The sequence below is a fragment of the Streptococcus suis genome (genome assembly GCF_902702775.1).
GTDB classification, from domain to species: Bacteria; Bacillota; Bacilli; order Lactobacillales; family Streptococcaceae; genus Streptococcus; species Streptococcus hashimotonensis.
This window is the reverse complement of the sequence record NZ_LR738724.1, coordinates 2,012,315-2,028,583: the sequence shown is the minus strand read 5'-3', so window position 1 is coordinate 2,028,583 and position 16,269 is coordinate 2,012,315. Positions and strand designations below refer to the sequence as shown.

Here is a 16,269-nt window from a genome sequence, read left to right as displayed (position 1 = left end):
CGTTTTCCGACCAGCACACCAATAGAGCTGGTCGGAAACTAACTATCTTTTTGAATTTGACTATCAGTCATTTAGCAATTGATGAGTAACAGTTGTTCCCGATTACCCTACTATCAAACATTTCTGAGCATGGTAATCGTTTTTCTCTTAATTTCATGGTCTGTGGAAAACTAATTTTAGTGCATATCAAAAACCATAGAAATATTCCATGCCAGTTGGTGGGATTTTGGTAATAGATGCTTTTGCCCAAATACCTGCGCCTTGGCGTTGACGGTTTTCATGTTGCCCATTTTTTACAGTAGCGGTATGAGAACGTGTTGGATGATGGTAGTTGGAATACCCGTAGGTTCCTGTCCATCCAACTCCATAATGCCATTCGCCACCATCGACAAAATCTGCAAAGGCGACTGTGGATACCATTAAACTACAAGCAATTCCCAAGGCAAAACCTAATTTAGCAAACTTTTTCATGATAATTTTCCTTCCTAAGTGTATTTTTATTTTTAAGATTAGCTTTCCCACCCCCTCCACTCAACATATAGTTTCCAGTCTTTTTCCTCCTTTCCAGAGTGGTGAGATGGTGGTATCTTATTTATTTGTTGATAATTGGTAACGGCCATGACCACCAGCCACCGCCTAGGAGGTGTGGAACCATGAGGATTGCTAGGTAAGCTAAAAGCAAGAGATAGTTTTTCCAAGTTTTCATAAGAGGACCTCCTATCATTTTGTTTGTTTTTATTTACTATTATGGTATCATAGAATAAGTGCAATTGTTGAAAACGTAAACATTTCTCACGTTTTGGGAGGTTATGATGAAGTGGGATTTTGGAACAGTCTTAAAAGAGATTCGCAAATCAAAAGGGCTTAGCCAGCAGGAAGTTTGTGGAGATGCCTTGTCACGGACGACCCTATCAAAAATTGAAAACAACAAAGAGTACCCGACCATTGCTCACTTTTCCCATATTCTTCGTCAGCTGGATATGACCTTTGCAGAGTTTGACTATATCTGCCATGCCTATCAGCCTTCGGAGCGTTCTTCTATCATCCATCGCTTTGAAAATCTGAGAGGACTATTTTTTTCTGAATCAAACTGTCGGGATTTTTTGTACCAAGTAGAGCAGTATTTGAAGAAGCATGAAGATATACGGGTTCAGCGGATAGAAAAACAATTACGTTTGTTGCTATCTATCCTTCAGGTAGGAGATGGGCAACAAACAAAGCAGCTAGCTCAGGAACTCTGGCAAGAGCTAGAAAAGTCAGATACTTGGTATCTGGCTGATTTTCGTAAGCTAAGTCTTATTCTTCCGATTATTCCTGTAGTCCATTTGGAAAATTTTGTAGATAAAATTTTGCTTTCCTTGGACAAATATAAGAATTTCAGAGACATTCATGTTAGTCATTTGACTTTTCTCTATAACCTATCAACTGTCTTGTTGAGAAAAGAAAAGTATGGCTTGTGTCATCCTGTTATGGAGAGAGTTTATGCCATGGCTCAGGAAAGTATGCGGATTGATTATGTAGGCATGGCCAATGTCCGTATGGGCATCTTTCAACAGGATAGAGAGATGGTGGACAAGGGGCTTACCATTCTCCGAGCCGCAGACTTGCTAGAGATGGTTGAACAGTTGGAGCAAGAAGTCGAGAAGTATTGGGAGATTTTTGGCTCGGAAGAGGTTTGAACTGCTTGAGCTAGTTTATATTTGTAGCACCTGTAGGTCAGGTGTTTTTTTGCTGAAAATCGCAGCCTTTGATGAATTAGTGTATAATAGACCTATGAAAAGACTGAGCGTTCGAGTTGAATTATTTCCCCTAAAAAAAGAAGAAATCCTTGCCTACTTAGATGACAAGGGGATTTTGGTAAATGCCTATTTCAAGACCTACCTAGCTCATCCAACTTATCAAGAAGTGGTGGAGAAACAGAAGTGTTTAGTTGAGATTGTCAGTCTAGCTGATATGGGATTTGATCGGGAAGCAACTGCTCCTCAGATAGAGGAGAGAGCCGTGGAGATTGGTTATCAATTACCACCAGCTCATCTGGGAGTTTATCTTCGGCTGGCCTTGTTGAAACAGGAAGTTAGTCAAGATAATATTCTGTCCCAAGGAAAATCACCAGACGGAGCCATTTGCCTGCTATCGCCTCAGTTGGAAGAAGAATTCGCCTTCCCTCGCAGTGTCTATCTCCGTAAGGTTGACCAAGACTTGTGGCTACGTGCAGCCCGCTTTGATGACGAGTACGCCTTTCCCTTAACAACACTTTTTGCATTTGTGACGAAAAATGCGGATGAATTTGTAGTGGGGAGTGAGCCCTAAATAATTAAAGAGGCAAATATGAAGGAATTACAATTTTTAATTTACCGAGCAGAAAATGACCAAGAAAAGGCTAGTGTTATTGTCAGTGACGAGACGATTTGGGCCAGTCAAAAGGAAATGGCAAGACTATTTGATGTTGGTGTGCCAGCTATCAGCAAACATTTGAAAAATATTTTTGAAGAAGGCGAACTAGATGAGCATTCAGTTATTTCCAAAATGGAAACAACTGCAAGTGATGGTAAAAATTATCTAACTAGCTATTACAATCTCGATGCCATCATTTCCGTCGGTTATCGTGTCAATTCTCAAAAGGCTACTAAGTTTAGGCAGTGGGCAACAACTGTGCTTCGAGAATACATGATTAAAGGTTTTGCCATGGATGATGAGCGTTTGAAGCAAGGCGAAAACCTGTTGGAAAAAGATTATTTCCGTGAGCTCTTAGAACGAGTTCGTTCTATCCGTGCTAGTGAACGACGAATTTGGTTACAAATCACAGATATTTTTGCAGAGATTGCGATTGATTATGACGCTAATAGCTTGATGACTAAGCAATTCTATGCTCATGTGCAAAATAAATTTCATTATGCGATTACAGGTAAAACAGCTGCAGAAATTATTTATGAAAAGGCAGACCACACCAAAGCGAACATGGGGTTGGTAACCTGGAAGCACTCTCCTGACGGACGTATTTTGCAATCGGACGCTCTTGTGGCTAAAAATTATCTGAACGAAAAGGAAATTCGTTCGCTGGAACGTAGTATTTCGGGCTACTTTGACTATCTGGAGCGACAAATTGAGCAAGGAAAAACTCAGACCATGCAAGATTTGGCAGATAGTATTGACCGATTTTTAGCCTTTCAAGATTATGAACTTTTAGAGGGGTATGGTCAAATTACAAGGCAGTCAGCCAAGGAGAAAGCTCGGTCAGAATATGCAATTTTTAATAAAACCCAAAAGATAAATTCTGATTTTGAAAAATTACTAGAAGATTTATCCTCAAAATAAGCATTCGAAAGGAAAAATATGAAAATCCGTGGATTCGAACTGGTCAGCCAGTTCACAGATGAAAATTTATTGCCAAAACGAGAGACAGCCCACGCAGCAGGTTACGACCTGAAGGCTGCAGAAACCGTCAGCTTGGAGCCAGGAGAGATTAAGTTGGTTCCAACAGGTGTCAAGGCCTATATGCAGGCCAACGAGGTCCTCTATCTCTACGACCGTTCGTCCAACCCTCGCAAGAAGGGCCTGGTCCTGATTAACTCGGTTGGGGTTATCGACGGAGACTACTATGGCAATCCAGCTAATGAAGGTCATATCTTTGCCCAGATGCGAAATATCACAGAGGAAACCGTCGTGGTGGAAGCTGGCGAGCGGATTGTACAGGCTGTTTTTGCCCCCTTCCTCTTGGCTGACGGCGACCAGGCCGACGGCGTTCGGACGGGCGGATTTGGCTCGACGGGGAAATAGACTACTATGCAGATTCTCTTTGTGCGGCATTCCGAGCCTGACTACAGTATGTTTGACCAGCCTGACAACCCTCGGCTGTACGCAGGTTTTGGACGGGATCTGGCTCCCCTGACTGAAAAGGGAAGGGCTTTGGCCCAGAAAGTTGCCAGCAGTTCTGTTTTTGCTCAGGCTAAGGTGGTTATCGCTTCAAGCGTCACGCGGGCCTTGGAGACTGCAACTTACATTGCTCATGCCCAGCAACTACCTCTTCTGGTCGAGCCCTTTTTTCATGAGTGGCGACCAGACCTACTGGGACAAAATGCCAGTCAAGATGAGGCTATCTTAGCTCATCGATTATTTTTGGAAAATAGCGGAGCGGTGCCTGAGTCTTCTCCTGTTCGTTATGAGACTGCTGCGGAGATGAAAGAGCGATTTTTACAGGCCCTTGAAAAATACAAAGCCTATGACCGAATCGTTATCGTCTGTCACGGTATGCTGATACGCCAGTTTGTCCCCAAAGAAACCATAGCCTACTGCGAAATCCTAGAATACACTATATAGGAGGAAATCATCATCGCTAAGAAAAAAACAACCTTTGTCTGTCAATCCTGCGAGTACCACTCGCCCAAGTATCTGGGCCGTTGTCCAAACTGTGGCTCCTGGTCTAGCTTTGTCGAGGAAGTGGAAGTTGCAGAAGTCAAGAACGAGCGGGTCAGCCTGACAGGTGAGAAGACCCGTCCCATGAAACTCAATGAAGTTTCCTCCATTCAAGTGGCCCGCACCAAGACCAACATGGAAGAGTTCAACCGCGTCCTCGGTGGCGGTGTGGTACCAGGAAGTCTGGTCTTGATCGGAGGCGATCCAGGGATTGGCAAATCCACCCTGCTCTTGCAGGTTTCTACCCAGCTTTCGACCATTGGCACGGTCCTCTATGTGTCGGGGGAAGAGTCTGCCCAGCAGATTAAGTTGCGGGCGGAGCGTTTGGGCGACATCGACAGCGAGTTCTATCTCTATGCGGAGACCAATATGCAGAGCATTCGGACCGAGATTGAGAAGATAAAACCAGATTTCCTGATTATCGACTCTATCCAGACCATTATGAGCCCTGACATCTCCAGCGTGCAAGGCTCTGTCAGTCAGGTCCGTGAAGTAACCAATGAACTCATGCAGATTGCCAAGACCAACAACATCGCAACCTTCATCGTCGGCCACATGACCAAGGAAGGCACCTTGGCTGGACCGCGGACCCTGGAGCACATGGTGGACACCGTTCTCTATTTTGAGGGCGAGCGACAGCACACCTTCCGTATCTTGCGGGCGGTCAAAAACCGCTTTGGCTCCACCAACGAAATCGGCATTTTTGAAATGCAGTCACAGGGCTTGGTCGAAGTCCTCAATCCTAGTGAAGTCTTTCTAGAAGAGCGTCTGGACGGGGCGACAGGCTCTGCTATTGTCGTGACCATGGAGGGCACCCGCCCTATCCTTGCAGAAGTGCAGGCCCTGGTGACGCCGACCATGTTTGGCAATGCCAAGCGGACCACGACAGGCTTGGACTTCAACCGTGCCAGCTTGATTATGGCGGTTTTGGAAAAACGGGCAGGCCTGCTCCTCCAAAACCAAGATGCCTACCTCAAGTCGGCAGGCGGTGTCAAACTGGATGAGCCAGCTATTGACCTAGCGGTCGCAGTTGCCCTTGCCTCCAGTTATAAGGATAAGCCGACCAACCCACAAGAGTGCTTTATAGGCGAAATCGGTCTGACAGGTGAAATCCGCCGCGTCAATCGGATTGAACAACGGATTAACGAAGCCGCTAAATTGGGCTTTACCAAGGTCTATGCCCCCAAAAATTCTCTGACCGGTATCAAGGTGCCCAAGGAAATCACCGTTATCGGCGTGACCACCATTGGCGAAGTCTTGCAGAAAGTGTTCAACTGATGAAATCATTCGGGAGTGACAGTTAGTCGCTCCTCTTTTTGCGACAAATAGTCGGGAATGTGATAAGCTAGGTCTAACCTATTTCTGAAAATTTCAGAAATTCTCATCAGACAAGGAGGTCCTATGTCTTATTTTCAAAACTTTATGAAGGCCAACAAGGCCTATGTTGATCTGCATGGTGATTACCATTTGCCTCTTCGTCCAAAGACAAAGGTGGCTATCGTGACCTGTATGGACTCACGGCTTCACGTGGCGCAGGCCTTGGGCTTGGCTCTGGGTGATGCCCACATTTTGCGGAATGCGGGTGGGCGCGTGACGGAGGACATGATTCGTTCGCTAGTCATTTCCCAGCAGCAGCTCGGCACAAGGGAAATCGTGGTGCTCCACCATACAGACTGCGGTGCCCAGACCTTTATCAATGAGGACTTTGCGGTCCAACTCAAGCGGGATCTGGGAGTGGATGTGGCTGGTCAGGACTTTCTTCCTTTTACAGACATTGAAGAAAGCGTGCGGGAGGATATTGCTCTCTTGAAACAATCTCCGCTCATACCTGACGACATTGAAATTTCTGGTGCGGTTTATGATGTGGATACGGGTCGTATGATAGAAGTTATATAGGAATGCTCAGGAAATTCGGTTTTTCCTGTAAATTTTATCTGAATGGCCGAGAAATCCTTGACAAGTTTTTTTGAATGAGATAAAATTGTATTATCACAACAGAACAAACAAAGAGATAAATGATACTTGGTTTATTTTAGCTTGTTCTAAGTTTATTATGGCTATCCTGTGGTTAACAGGACCTTTCGTAAAAAATAGGAGTCAACTATGTCAGACAATCGGATGAAATATACTATCGATAGTAATATGCAGTTTCCTTTGGTGGAAATCGCCTTGGAAGCTGGTGAATCAGCTTATATTCAACAAGGGAGCATGGTCTACCATACGCCGAGTGTGACCTTGAATACCAAGCTCAATGCGCGTGGTGGTTCAGGTTTTGGTAAATTGATGGGGGCCATCGGTCGGTCAATGGTATCAGGCGAATCTATGTTTATCACGCAAGCCATTTCCAATAGCGACGACGGAAAAATTGCACTTGCGCCTTCAACGCCAGGTCAGGTTATTGCCTTGGAACTGGGGGCAGAGCAATACCGCCTCAATGATGGTGCTTTCCTTGCCCTAGATGGTTCTGCCCAATATAAAATGGAACGCCAGAGTGTTGGGAAAGCTTTCTTTGGTGGTCAGGGTGGACTCTTTGTGATGACTACAGAGGGGCGCGGAACACTTTTGGCGAATGCGTTTGGTTCTATTAAGAAGCTAACTTTAGATGGTGGAAGTATCACCATTGACAATGCTCATGTGGTTGCGTGGAGTCGTGATTTGGACTACAATATCCATATGGAAAATGGTTTCCTCCAATCTATTGGTACAGGTGAAGGAATCGTTAATACCTTTACAGGTTATGGAGAAATCTATGTACAGAGCTTGAACATTGAAACCTTTGCTCAGGTCATTGGCAATCATATTGTCGGTGCAGGTGGTGACGGTGGTGGTGGAAGCACATCATTGCTGGATGCGATTTTTTAAGAAGAAAAACTCTGCAATTTTCAAAATCATATAATAAAAATAAGGTCCCTCGCGTAATGCAAGGGACTTTTCTTAGTTTATTTCTACCACTTACCTATCTAATTTTGCCACTTACTGAAATGCCCTTGTAATTGGATGTCGAACTGGTATAATAGAGCTATCAAAAAGGAGGGAGCTATGAAAGTTAGGGTTGAATTTGATGACAGCTTAGATCAGGTTGAAGTTGTTATCCGAACCAGTCAGCTGGGGCCAGAGATTGAACAGATTCAGCAAGCTTTGCAACAAGTTAGTCGTCCCTCGCTTGTTTTTTACAAGGGGAGCAGCGAGTATTTTCTGTCATTGGGTGACATACTTTTCTTTGAAACGGACGGAACCAAGATTTTTGCTCATACAAGCGATGATGCCTACGAGGTTAAGATGAAACTCTATGAACTTGAGGAGTATTTGCCTATCTACTTTTGTCGGGTAGCTAAGTCAACTATTGTCAATAGCAAGGTAGTTTATTCGCTAGATAAGTCCTTCTCAGGCACCAGTCGGATTTCCTTCTATAAGACTCACAAGGAAGTTCACGTGTCGCGACATTATTACCATTTATTAAAAGAAAAGTTACAGGAAATGAGGTAGGAAGATGAAACGTTTTATGATAGGTTGTTTAGTGATTGGATTAGCGGTCTTGGTATTGCTAAGGGATTCCTTAGGCTTACATCTGGCCATGCCGTTTTGGACAACTGTTTGGTTTGTTTTAACCTTTGTGACGGGTTTTCACCGTTTGGTGAAGCAGGATTGGCTTGCCAGTATCTTTTGTTTCGGTCTGGCTTTTATAGCGGTGAACTCAGTTTACGATTGGGTGAAGTTTGGGACTTGGAATATGGTTCTATCGCTTGTTCTTCTTTGCCTTGGCTTGAAACTGATGCTTAAGCCGAAGAAGCGTAGACTGGCACATGGAGTTGGTACAGGAGTGATTGGCGATAAGGGGCGTGATACAGCTTTTGGTTCCTCGACTCGTTATATCCATGAGGAGAATTTTATTCATGACAGTGTTGATGTAGCCTTTGGATCTAGTACGATCTATTTTGATCAGGCGGTGATTCTAGGTGATAAGGCAGATTTTTATATCGATGCGGCCTTTTCAAATATCACACTCTACCTGCCTGCTGACTGGCAAGCGGTAGTAGAGTTGGATAGCGCCATGTCAACAACTAACAATTATGCATCTGAGCCAAAAGAAAAGGTTCTCTTGGTGACGGGTGATATGGCATTTTCTACATTAAATATTTACTCTATGTAAAAGAATAATCACAGAGGAAAGTCTATCCAGGCTCCTCTGTAAGATGAATCGTCTGAATATTCCGAAAATTAAACAAAGAAAGGGATTATCATGAAAAAGATTTTGAAAAATGCGACTTACCTCTGGGTACTGACTGCGGATATGCTGTCCAATTTTGGCGATGTGGTCTATTATCTGGCCCTGATGAACTATGTCTTGCTGGTGCCAAACAGCCGTCTGGCGCTGGCGATTGTGACTTTCTCAGAAATCTTTCCTAGCTTTATGGGCCTCTTCACAGGCTATCTGGCAGACAAGACGGTCAACAAAATCAGTACTATCAAGCTGACCCTTCTCTTCCGTGTCCTTCTCTACCTCATCCTCGGATTCTGCATGGGCTTTGAGCCAGCCCTCTGGATTGTCGTGGTGGCTGCAACTTTCAATGTCTTTGCAGACTTCGCTGGCTTCTATGAAAACGGCCTCTATACACCTCTGGGATTACGCGTAGCGCCCAAAGAAGAGCGGGAGCAGTACTCGGCTTTTCGCCAGACCGTGACCAGCCTCCTCAACATCGCCTTTCAGGCCCTCTCTGCCCTCTTGGTCGGCCTCCTCTCCTATCAAAACCTTGCCTTTCTCAACGCCGGCACCTTTTTAGCCTCCCTCCTCATCATGCAGCTGCTGACGCCAGCCTTTCGCCAACTCCTGACGGAGCAGCCTTTGAAAATAGCAGAGCAGCCGAGCCAGCCTGAGCAGGCAACCAAGGGTCCGGGCATTCTAGCTTCTTTCAAGCAAGCCATCGTGGAGCTGCGCAAGATCCCTGAGTTTCGCCTGGTCCTGATTACCAGCCCCATAATCAATGCTTGCGGAGCGATTCTGTATCCTATTCTGGTCCTGCTGATTAGCGAAGACCCAAATCTTGTCTTCCTCAATGTTGAAACAACTCTTGCCCTGACCATTCTGATTTTCTTTGTCGGCAACATCTTGGGTTCGACCTTGGTCTTTACCCTTTTCAAAAAGACCAGCATGGTGACGCTTGAAGTGGCAGCCACTTTCTCTCTTCTTGGCGTTTTTGTCGGAATGTTGCTACATCAACTGCCAATTATTTTCTTCTTCCTTACTACAATGGGGATTAGTTCTGGAGCTAGTGGCCCTAAGTTTAATGCCAAGTTTGTTAATTCCATGCCAGAGGAGCAGCTGGCAACTATCGGCGGAGCGGTATCGACCTATTTTATGCTAGGTCAAGCCTTTACTCGACTACTGGTATCAGGTTTGGTCTTGGTATTAGCCGTCGATCAGATTAGCGGACTTTTCCTAACGGCAACTGGCTTGTTGGTCCTCTATGTCCTCTACTGGCTGGCACGTAATCAAAAAACACCTCAAAATCAGTCTGCTTAGGCTGATTTTTCTATCTTCTTATTACGTTCTGTGCTATAATGTTCTTGATTGAAATTTTACAGGAGAGAAACATGACTAAACCAATTCGTGTGCGTTACGCACCAAGTCCAACGGGACTTTTGCATATCGGAAATGCCCGTACAGCATTGTTCAACTATCTTTTTGCCCGTCATCACGGCGGTACTTTCCTTATTCGTATCGAAGACACAGACCGCAAACGCCATGTGGAAGACGGCGAGCGTTCTCAGCTTGAAAACCTGCGTTGGTTGGGTATTGATTGGGATGAGAGTCCAGAAACTCATGAGCAATACCGTCAATCAGAGCGTTTGGATATTTACCAAAAGTATGTTGATCAGCTCTTGGCAGAAGGCAAGGCCTATAAGTCTTACGTGACAGAAGAAGAATTGGCGGCGGAGCGTGAGCGTCAGGAAGCTGCGGGCGAAACACCTCGCTACATCAACGAATACCTGGGTATGTCTGAAGATGAAAAAGCAGCCTACATCGCAGAGCGTGAGGCGGCTGGCATTGTCCCAACGGTTCGCTTAGCTGTCAACGAAACAGGTATCTACAAATGGAATGACATGGTTAAGGGCGAAATCGAGTTCGAAGGTGGCAACATCGGTGGTGACTGGGTTATCCAGAAACGTGACGGCTATCCAACCTACAACTTTGCCGTGGTGGTAGACGATCATCTCATGGAAATCTCGCACGTTATCCGTGGGGACGACCACATTGCCAATACACCCAAGCAACTCATGGTCTATGAAGCACTTGGTTGGGAAGCACCAGAATTTGGTCATATGACTTTGATTATCAACTCTGAGACTGGTAAAAAACTGTCCAAACGTGATACCAACACCCTTCAGTTTATCGAAGATTACCGTCGTAAAGGGTACATGCCTGAAGCTGTTTTCAACTTTATCGGTCTCTTGGGTTGGAACCCTGGTGGTGAAGAGGAAATCTTCTCTCGTGAGCAATTTATCCAACTCTTCGATGAAAATCGCCTCAGCAAATCACCAGCAGCATTTGACCAGAAGAAAATGGACTGGATGAGCAATGAGTACATCAAAAATGCTGATTTGGAAACTATTTTCAACCTTGCCAAACCATTCTTGGAAGAAGCGGGTCGCTTGACAGACAAGGCAGAAAAATTGGTGGAACTTTACAAGCCACAAATGTCATCTGCGGATGAAATCGTTCCGCTGACAGACCTTTTCTTCTCTGATTTCCCAGAATTGACTGATGAAGAAAAAGAAGTCATGGCAGGCGAAACGGTACCGACTGTCCTCAATGCCCTCAAGGAAAAATTGGAAGCCATGACGGACGAAGATTTCCAACCAGACAACATCTTCCCACAAATCAAGGCTGTTCAAAAAGAAACAGGCATCAAGGGCAAAAACCTCTTCATGCCAATCCGTATCGCCGTTTCAGGTGAAATGCACGGACCAGAGTTGCCAAATACCATTTACCTACTCGGCCGTGAAAAATCCATCCAGCATATTGATAATATGTTGAAGAGTTTGTAAGATAAATAATCCCCGCTGTCTCGTGACGGCGGGGATTTTGTTATGGCTTCGAGCCAGTTTTTCTCGTAGAGAAAAACAAGAAAACCACCAGCTATGCTGGTGGCTTACAAGGCTTTGAGCTTCCATTTCTTTTTCCTGATATAATCTAATTGTTCAGGTTAGATAAAGGAGGAAAAAGAAATGGCTAAAACCAGTTACAGTTTATCACATACCAAATGGATGTGCAAATATCACATAGTTTTCACACCTAAGTACCGTAGAAAATCCATTTACTACAAAATAAGGCAGGGCTTAATTGATATTTTCCGTCATCTATGTCGATACAAAGGCGTGGAAATTATTGAGGGACACATGCTGCCAGACCATGTTCATATGCTTGTCTTGATACCCCCAAAACTTTCGATTTCCGATTCTATGGGATATTTGAAAAGTAAAAGTGCTCTAATGATATTTGATAAACACGCTAATTTGAAATATAAGTATGGAAATCGAAAGTTTTGGGCTAGAGGCTACTATGTTAGTACCGTTGGGCTGAACGAAAAGACAGTTGCGAAATACATTCGCGAGTAAACAACTAATCTGGGAGATTAGTTGTTCAATGACATTGCACTTGATAAATTGAGCGTCAAAGAGTATGAAGATCCATTTTCAGATGGCAGTTTTAGAACAAGATAAAAGCCCGTTGTTACGGGCATTAGTCAAGCAATTATAGCACTAACCTGAACGAAGTTCAGCGAACGTCTTTAGACGTCGCTGGAGAGAAACGGCTTATAGCCGGTGTACAAGCCACCCGTTTTCACGGGTGGTTATGACTATAACTGATAACTATAACACTCGCGTTGAAAACGGTATAACGATTTTCTGAAAAACTGTGTTATCATAAATAAATCATTACTATTTAGGAGAGTTTATGGAAAATCATAATTTTGAAAATCAAGGCACCTTTAACCGTGAAATGAACAGCCGTCATTTGCAGATGTTGTCCATCGGTGGGGTTATCGGGACAGGATTGTTTTTGAGTTCAGGCTATACCATTGCACAGGCTGGTCCATTTGGAGCTGTTGCAGCCTATCTTTTCGGAGCTGTTATGGTCTATTTGGTTATGTTTTCTTTGGGTGAATTGTCGGTGGCAATGCCGGTGACTGGATCTTTCCATACCTACGCGACCAAGTTTATCAGTCCTGGTACTGGTTTTATGGTGGCCTGGATGTATTGGTTGTGCTGGGTAGTCGCTTTGGCTTCTCAGTTTGTAGGAGCAGCTCAACTCATGCAACGTTGGTTTCCTAGTGTGCCAATTTGGATTTTTGCAACGATTTTCGCGGTCGTTGTCTTTGGTTTGAACACGCTGTCTGTCGGCTGGTTTGCTCGAGCAGAGGACGCCCTTTCTTCTGTCAAAGTCTATGCCATTATGGCATTCATCATTTTAGGAACCTTGGCGATTTTTGGCGTCTTGCCTTTTGAGGGAACCAATGCTACACCTCTCTTTAATAACATTACAGCCCAAGGTTTGCTTCCTAACGGTTTGGTTGGTTTTATTTCGGTCATGCTATCCGTTAACTATGCCTTCTCAGGTGTGGAAATGATTGGAATTGCTGCAGGGGAGACAGATAATCCTAAGAAAGCCGTGCCGCAAGCTATTAAATCGACCATCGGTCTCTTGGTTATCTTCTTTGTTTTGACTATCGTGGTCTTAGCAGCTTTGCTTCCCATGTCGGAAGCAGGCGTGACAGAAGCACCATTCGTGCTTGTATTGGATAAAATCGGTTTTCCGTACGCTGCAGACATTATGAACTTCATCATTTTGACAGCTATCTTATCAGCCTCAACTTCAGGACTTTACGCTTCAAGTCGTATGCTTTGGTCCTTGGCCAATGAAGGCATGATTAGCAAGGAATTGGTTAAAATCAATAAGCACGGCGTTCCCATGCGTGGGATGATTTTGTCCATGATTGGTGTTGTCGTTGCCTTGATTGCCTCAATTTATGCAGAAGACACCATCTTCCTGGCCTTGGTTTCTATCGCTGGTTTTGCAGTCGTCATTGCTTGGTTGGCTATTCCATTGGCACAAATCGGCTTCCGACGTGAATTTTTGAAAAACAATAGTGTAGATGAATTGGAATACAAGACACCATTTTCACCGACTTTGCCATGGATTACAGTTGTTTTGCTGGTTATTTCCATCATCGGAATTGGCTGGGATCCTTCTCAGCGTGCCGGCCTCTACTTTGGTGTACCCTTTATGATTGGTTGCTATGCGTATCATTACATTCGCTTTAAAAAGTGGTAAGGAGAAACTCGTATGGGTCGTTTTAAGGAACTATTAGAAAATCAAGAGTTTGTCATTTTACATGGTGCTCTGGGAACGGAATTGGAATTTCGCGGTCATGATGTATCAGGTAAGCTTTGGTCTGCCAAATATCTTTTGGAAAATCCTCAGTATATCAAGGATATTCACAAGGATTATATTTGTGCTGGAGCAGATTTGGTCACGACATCAACCTATCAGGCGACTTTTGAAGGTTTGGCGGAAGCTGGTTTGTCACAGGCTGAGGCTGAAAAGTTGATTCGTCTGACAGTTGATTTGGCTAAGGAGGCTCGAGACGAGGTTTGGGCTGACTTGTCGGAGGCTGAAAAAGGACAACGAACCTATCCCCTTATTTCAGGTGACGTTGGTCCTTATGCGGCTTATCTAGCCAATGGTTCGGAGTACACAGGTGATTATGGCAACATCGGTTTAGTGGAGTTGAAGGACTTTCACCGTCGTCGGATGGAGCTCCTCTTAGAACAGGGGGCAGAACTCTTGGCCTTGGAGACCATTCCAAATTTTCTTGAAACACAAGCTTTGGTAGAGTTGCTGGCAGATGATTTCCCAAATTTCGAAGCCTATATCAGCTTCACCTCGCAGGACGGTCAGTCGATTTCTGACGGAACATCAATTGAGAAAATAGCAGAGCTGATTAACAGCAGCGAGCAGGTTTTAGCAGTTGGTCTTAACTGTACAGCACCGTCTCTTTACCCAGCCTTTCTCAGTCAGTTGAGAGAGAAAACGGATAAACCATTTGTCACCTATCCAAATTCGGGTGAGGTCTATGATGGAGCCACTCAAACCTGGAAAGAAGAAGCTGACCATAGCCACAGCCTTTTGGACAATACTCTTGCTTGGCATAAGCTAGGAGCTAAAGTGGTTGGAGGTTGTTGCCGAACCCGACCAGCTGATATTGAAAGTCTTGTCGCAGGATTGAAATAAATGAATCCCCGCTGTCCTGTGACGGTGGGGATTTGTTTCTTATTCGGACTTAGTTTTCTAAAAACAACCTCTCCACATAGTCTTTCTGTCTTGGGATAACCTGTTCATTTTCCAAGAAATCTTTCAGTTTTTCCTGTGGGACCCAGATGTAGTGGCTGGTTTCGTCGGCTTGGAGTTGGATGGCAGATTTGTCCCAGTCGGTTTCAGCCCAGTAGCAGTGGAAGATACACTGGTCGTCATGGGCAACAAAGTGTGTATGGTGGCGGAGTTGGGTCGCTGTCAGTTCAATGCCTGTCTCTTCGCGGACTTCGCGTAAAATGGCCTGCTCTGCTATTTCCCCAAATAAAGCCGAGCCTCCTGCTGTCGCTTCATAATAGTCAGGGTAGGAGGGCTTGGTGCTGTCGCGTTTCATGAAGAGGGTGCTGCCGTCACGGTGGCGGACGATGCACTCGACGACTAGGTGGTAGAGACCATCGGGAATGGCTTCTCCGCGTATGAGGGTGTGGTCGGTCAAGTGACCGTCGGCTGTGTAGGCGTTCCAAGTTTCCATTTCATTCTCCTGTCAATTTTGTAGTTATTCAGTATAGCATATCTATAAGTGTAAAGCAACGTGTTTTGTTTTTGTACGGACAAATGTTATACTGGGGCTACTAACTCAAAGGAGAAATCAATGCAAACCATAATCCCACATCTCTGGTACAATACAGAGGCAAAAGAAGCTGTAGAGTTCTATGTGGACCTTTTCGGCGGCAAGATTGACTGGACCTATACCATTACAGATACGCCTTCTGGCGACTCTGACTTGGTCCAATTCCAACTGGGGGACATGACCCTGGCGGCGATTAGCGCGGGGCCTTATTTCAAGCTCAATGAGTCCATGTCCCTCATGGTGTCGGTGGCTGACAAGGCGGATGTGACTCGCCTCTACGAAGCCCTGTCAGACGGTGGTCGTGTGCTTATGCCATTGGCAGAATATCCCTTCAGTCCTTACTATGTCTGGCTGGAAGACCGCTTTGGTCTGTCTTGGCAACTGTCCTATGCACCGGACTTGGACAAGCCCTATAGCTTTGACATCTGCCTGCTCTTCTCCCAGGACCAGGTTGGTTTAGCCCAACCTATGCTAGATTATTACAAGGATAAGCTGCCTCAAGCTCGTCTTGGTCGCTTGTCTTACTATGGCGAAGGTGAGGCTGCGGTGGCTGCTGCCAAGTTGAATTATGCGGAGCTTTTAATCGGAGATCAAAAAATCATCGCTATGGACCACGGCTATGGCGGTGAGGCCTCTTTCAACGAAGCCTTCTCCTTCATGGTTTATGTAGATAGTCAGGAAGAAGCGGAGAGCTGGTATGAGAAGGTATCGGCAGTTCTAGAAGCGGAGATTTGCGGTTGGGCCAAGGATCAGTTTGGGATTTCCTGGCAAATTGTGCCGCGGATTTTGATGGAGGCATACGATATGGCAAGTCCAGAAAAGGTCAAGGCAGTCAACGCGGCTGTGATGACCATGAAGCGTTTGGACATTGCGGCTATTCAAGCATTGCTAAACTAGCAGATGATAACGGAGA

The 16,269-nt window shown here is 45.0% G+C and carries 17 protein-coding genes and 1 pseudogene; 16 read left to right on the top strand and 2 right to left on the bottom strand.

The window, feature by feature from the left end:
• Nucleotides 1–186: 186 nt before the first annotated feature.
• Nucleotides 187–471 (bottom strand): lactococcin 972 family bacteriocin, encoded by a 285-nt coding sequence (locus tag GPW69_RS09805; RefSeq protein ID WP_024384175.1) that lies wholly within the window; start codon nucleotides 469–471, stop codon nucleotides 187–189.
• Between the two features lie 338 nt (nucleotides 472–809).
• Between GPW69_RS09805 and GPW69_RS09800 the strand changes: the two genes are divergently transcribed.
• The 15 genes and pseudogenes from GPW69_RS09800 to mmuM all read left to right on the top strand — a co-directional run bounded on the left by GPW69_RS09800 (nucleotide 810) and on the right by mmuM (nucleotide 14,707).
• Complete coding sequence (locus GPW69_RS09800; protein ID WP_228478013.1) at nucleotides 810–1,679, top strand: helix-turn-helix domain-containing protein; 870 nt, start codon at nucleotides 810–812, stop codon at nucleotides 1,677–1,679.
• 94 nt (nucleotides 1,680–1,773) lie between these two features.
• Nucleotides 1,774–2,310, top strand: coding sequence for a hypothetical protein (locus GPW69_RS09795; RefSeq protein ID WP_141668693.1), 537 nt, complete (start codon nucleotides 1,774–1,776; stop codon nucleotides 2,308–2,310).
• An 18-nt stretch (nucleotides 2,311–2,328) separates the two neighbouring features.
• The gene (locus GPW69_RS09790) at nucleotides 2,329–3,315 is read left to right on the top strand and encodes a virulence RhuM family protein (RefSeq protein WP_024384172.1); all 987 of its coding nucleotides are present in this window, start codon (nucleotides 2,329–2,331) and stop codon (nucleotides 3,313–3,315) included.
• Nucleotides 3,316–3,333: 18 nt separating this feature from the next.
• Nucleotides 3,334–3,777, top strand: coding sequence for a dUTP diphosphatase (locus GPW69_RS09785; protein WP_002939955.1), 444 nt, complete (start codon nucleotides 3,334–3,336; stop codon nucleotides 3,775–3,777).
• 6 nt (nucleotides 3,778–3,783) lie between these two features.
• Nucleotides 3,784–4,317 (top strand): histidine phosphatase family protein, encoded by a 534-nt coding sequence (locus GPW69_RS09780; protein WP_074391218.1) that lies wholly within the window; start codon nucleotides 3,784–3,786, stop codon nucleotides 4,315–4,317.
• Between the two features lie 6 nt (nucleotides 4,318–4,323).
• Nucleotides 4,324–5,691 carry a DNA repair protein RadA gene (gene radA, locus GPW69_RS09775; RefSeq protein WP_024404944.1) on the top strand — a complete coding sequence of 456 codons (1,368 nt, stop codon included), beginning with the start codon at nucleotides 4,324–4,326 and terminating at the stop codon, nucleotides 5,689–5,691.
• Nucleotides 5,692–5,814: 123 nt separating this feature from the next.
• On the top strand, nucleotides 5,815–6,309 hold the full coding sequence (locus GPW69_RS09770) for a beta-class carbonic anhydrase (RefSeq protein ID WP_074391217.1): 495 nt from the start codon (nucleotides 5,815–5,817) through the stop codon (nucleotides 6,307–6,309).
• A 207-nt stretch (nucleotides 6,310–6,516) separates the two neighbouring features.
• The gene (locus tag GPW69_RS09765) at nucleotides 6,517–7,275 is read left to right on the top strand and encodes a TIGR00266 family protein (RefSeq protein WP_013730631.1); all 759 of its coding nucleotides are present in this window, start codon (nucleotides 6,517–6,519) and stop codon (nucleotides 7,273–7,275) included.
• A 177-nt stretch (nucleotides 7,276–7,452) separates the two neighbouring features.
• Entirely contained in the window at nucleotides 7,453–7,899 is a 447-nt protein-coding gene (locus GPW69_RS09760) for a LytTR family DNA-binding domain-containing protein (RefSeq protein ID WP_074391216.1), read from the top strand.
• A 4-nt stretch (nucleotides 7,900–7,903) separates the two neighbouring features.
• Complete coding sequence (locus GPW69_RS09755) at nucleotides 7,904–8,563, top strand: LiaF transmembrane domain-containing protein (protein ID WP_074391215.1); 660 nt, start codon at nucleotides 7,904–7,906, stop codon at nucleotides 8,561–8,563.
• 90 nt (nucleotides 8,564–8,653) lie between these two features.
• Complete coding sequence (locus GPW69_RS09750) at nucleotides 8,654–9,934, top strand: MFS transporter (RefSeq protein ID WP_044772041.1); 1,281 nt, start codon at nucleotides 8,654–8,656, stop codon at nucleotides 9,932–9,934.
• 71 nt (nucleotides 9,935–10,005) lie between these two features.
• Nucleotides 10,006–11,460, top strand: coding sequence for a glutamate--tRNA ligase (gene gltX, locus GPW69_RS09745; RefSeq protein WP_044772042.1), 1,455 nt, complete (start codon nucleotides 10,006–10,008; stop codon nucleotides 11,458–11,460).
• A 180-nt stretch (nucleotides 11,461–11,640) separates the two neighbouring features.
• Nucleotides 11,641–12,135 (top strand): annotated as a pseudogene (tnpA, locus tag GPW69_RS09740) (IS200/IS605 family transposase).
• Nucleotides 12,136–12,370: 235 nt separating this feature from the next.
• Nucleotides 12,371–13,747, top strand: coding sequence for an amino acid permease (locus tag GPW69_RS09735; protein ID WP_044772043.1), 1,377 nt, complete (start codon nucleotides 12,371–12,373; stop codon nucleotides 13,745–13,747).
• Nucleotides 13,748–13,759: 12 nt separating this feature from the next.
• Nucleotides 13,760–14,707, top strand: a complete 948-nt coding sequence (mmuM, locus tag GPW69_RS09730) for a homocysteine S-methyltransferase (RefSeq protein ID WP_044772044.1) — start codon at nucleotides 13,760–13,762, stop codon at nucleotides 14,705–14,707.
• 49 nt (nucleotides 14,708–14,756) lie between these two features.
• Here mmuM and GPW69_RS09725 read toward each other — a convergent pair whose 3' ends face one another.
• On the bottom strand, nucleotides 14,757–15,257 hold the full coding sequence (locus GPW69_RS09725) for an NUDIX hydrolase (RefSeq protein WP_044772045.1): 501 nt from the start codon (nucleotides 15,255–15,257) through the stop codon (nucleotides 14,757–14,759).
• Nucleotides 15,258–15,377: 120 nt separating this feature from the next.
• Between GPW69_RS09725 and GPW69_RS09720 the strand changes: the two genes are divergently transcribed.
• Entirely contained in the window at nucleotides 15,378–16,253 is an 876-nt protein-coding gene (locus GPW69_RS09720; RefSeq protein ID WP_044772046.1) for a VOC family protein, read from the top strand.
• Nucleotides 16,254–16,269 lie beyond the last annotated feature (16 nt).

Excerpts from the sequence above, each read along its gene's own strand:
- GPW69_RS09805 (WP_024384175.1), bottom strand. The coding sequence starts at position 471 with ATGAAAAAGTTTGCTAAATTAGGTTTTGCCTTGGGAATTGCTTGTAGT.
- GPW69_RS09800 (WP_228478013.1), top strand. The coding sequence starts at position 810 with ATGATGAAGTGGGATTTTGGAACAGTCTTAAAAGAGATTCGCAAATCA.
- GPW69_RS09795 (WP_141668693.1), top strand. The coding sequence starts at position 1,774 with ATGAAAAGACTGAGCGTTCGAGTTGAATTATTTCCCCTAAAAAAAGAA.
- GPW69_RS09790 (WP_024384172.1), top strand. The coding sequence starts at position 2,329 with ATGAAGGAATTACAATTTTTAATTTACCGAGCAGAAAATGACCAAGAA.
- GPW69_RS09785 (WP_002939955.1), top strand. The coding sequence starts at position 3,334 with ATGAAAATCCGTGGATTCGAACTGGTCAGCCAGTTCACAGATGAAAAT.
- GPW69_RS09780 (WP_074391218.1), top strand. The coding sequence starts at position 3,784 with ATGCAGATTCTCTTTGTGCGGCATTCCGAGCCTGACTACAGTATGTTT.
- GPW69_RS09770 (WP_074391217.1), top strand. The coding sequence starts at position 5,815 with ATGTCTTATTTTCAAAACTTTATGAAGGCCAACAAGGCCTATGTTGAT.
- GPW69_RS09765 (WP_013730631.1), top strand. The coding sequence starts at position 6,517 with ATGTCAGACAATCGGATGAAATATACTATCGATAGTAATATGCAGTTT.
- GPW69_RS09760 (WP_074391216.1), top strand. The coding sequence starts at position 7,453 with ATGAAAGTTAGGGTTGAATTTGATGACAGCTTAGATCAGGTTGAAGTT.
- GPW69_RS09755 (WP_074391215.1), top strand. The coding sequence starts at position 7,904 with ATGAAACGTTTTATGATAGGTTGTTTAGTGATTGGATTAGCGGTCTTG.
- GPW69_RS09750 (WP_044772041.1), top strand. The coding sequence starts at position 8,654 with ATGAAAAAGATTTTGAAAAATGCGACTTACCTCTGGGTACTGACTGCG.
- gltX (WP_044772042.1), top strand. The coding sequence starts at position 10,006 with ATGACTAAACCAATTCGTGTGCGTTACGCACCAAGTCCAACGGGACTT.
- GPW69_RS09735 (WP_044772043.1), top strand. The coding sequence starts at position 12,371 with ATGGAAAATCATAATTTTGAAAATCAAGGCACCTTTAACCGTGAAATG.
- mmuM (WP_044772044.1), top strand. The coding sequence starts at position 13,760 with ATGGGTCGTTTTAAGGAACTATTAGAAAATCAAGAGTTTGTCATTTTA.
- GPW69_RS09725 (WP_044772045.1), bottom strand. The coding sequence starts at position 15,257 with ATGGAAACTTGGAACGCCTACACAGCCGACGGTCACTTGACCGACCAC.
- GPW69_RS09720 (WP_044772046.1), top strand. The coding sequence starts at position 15,378 with ATGCAAACCATAATCCCACATCTCTGGTACAATACAGAGGCAAAAGAA.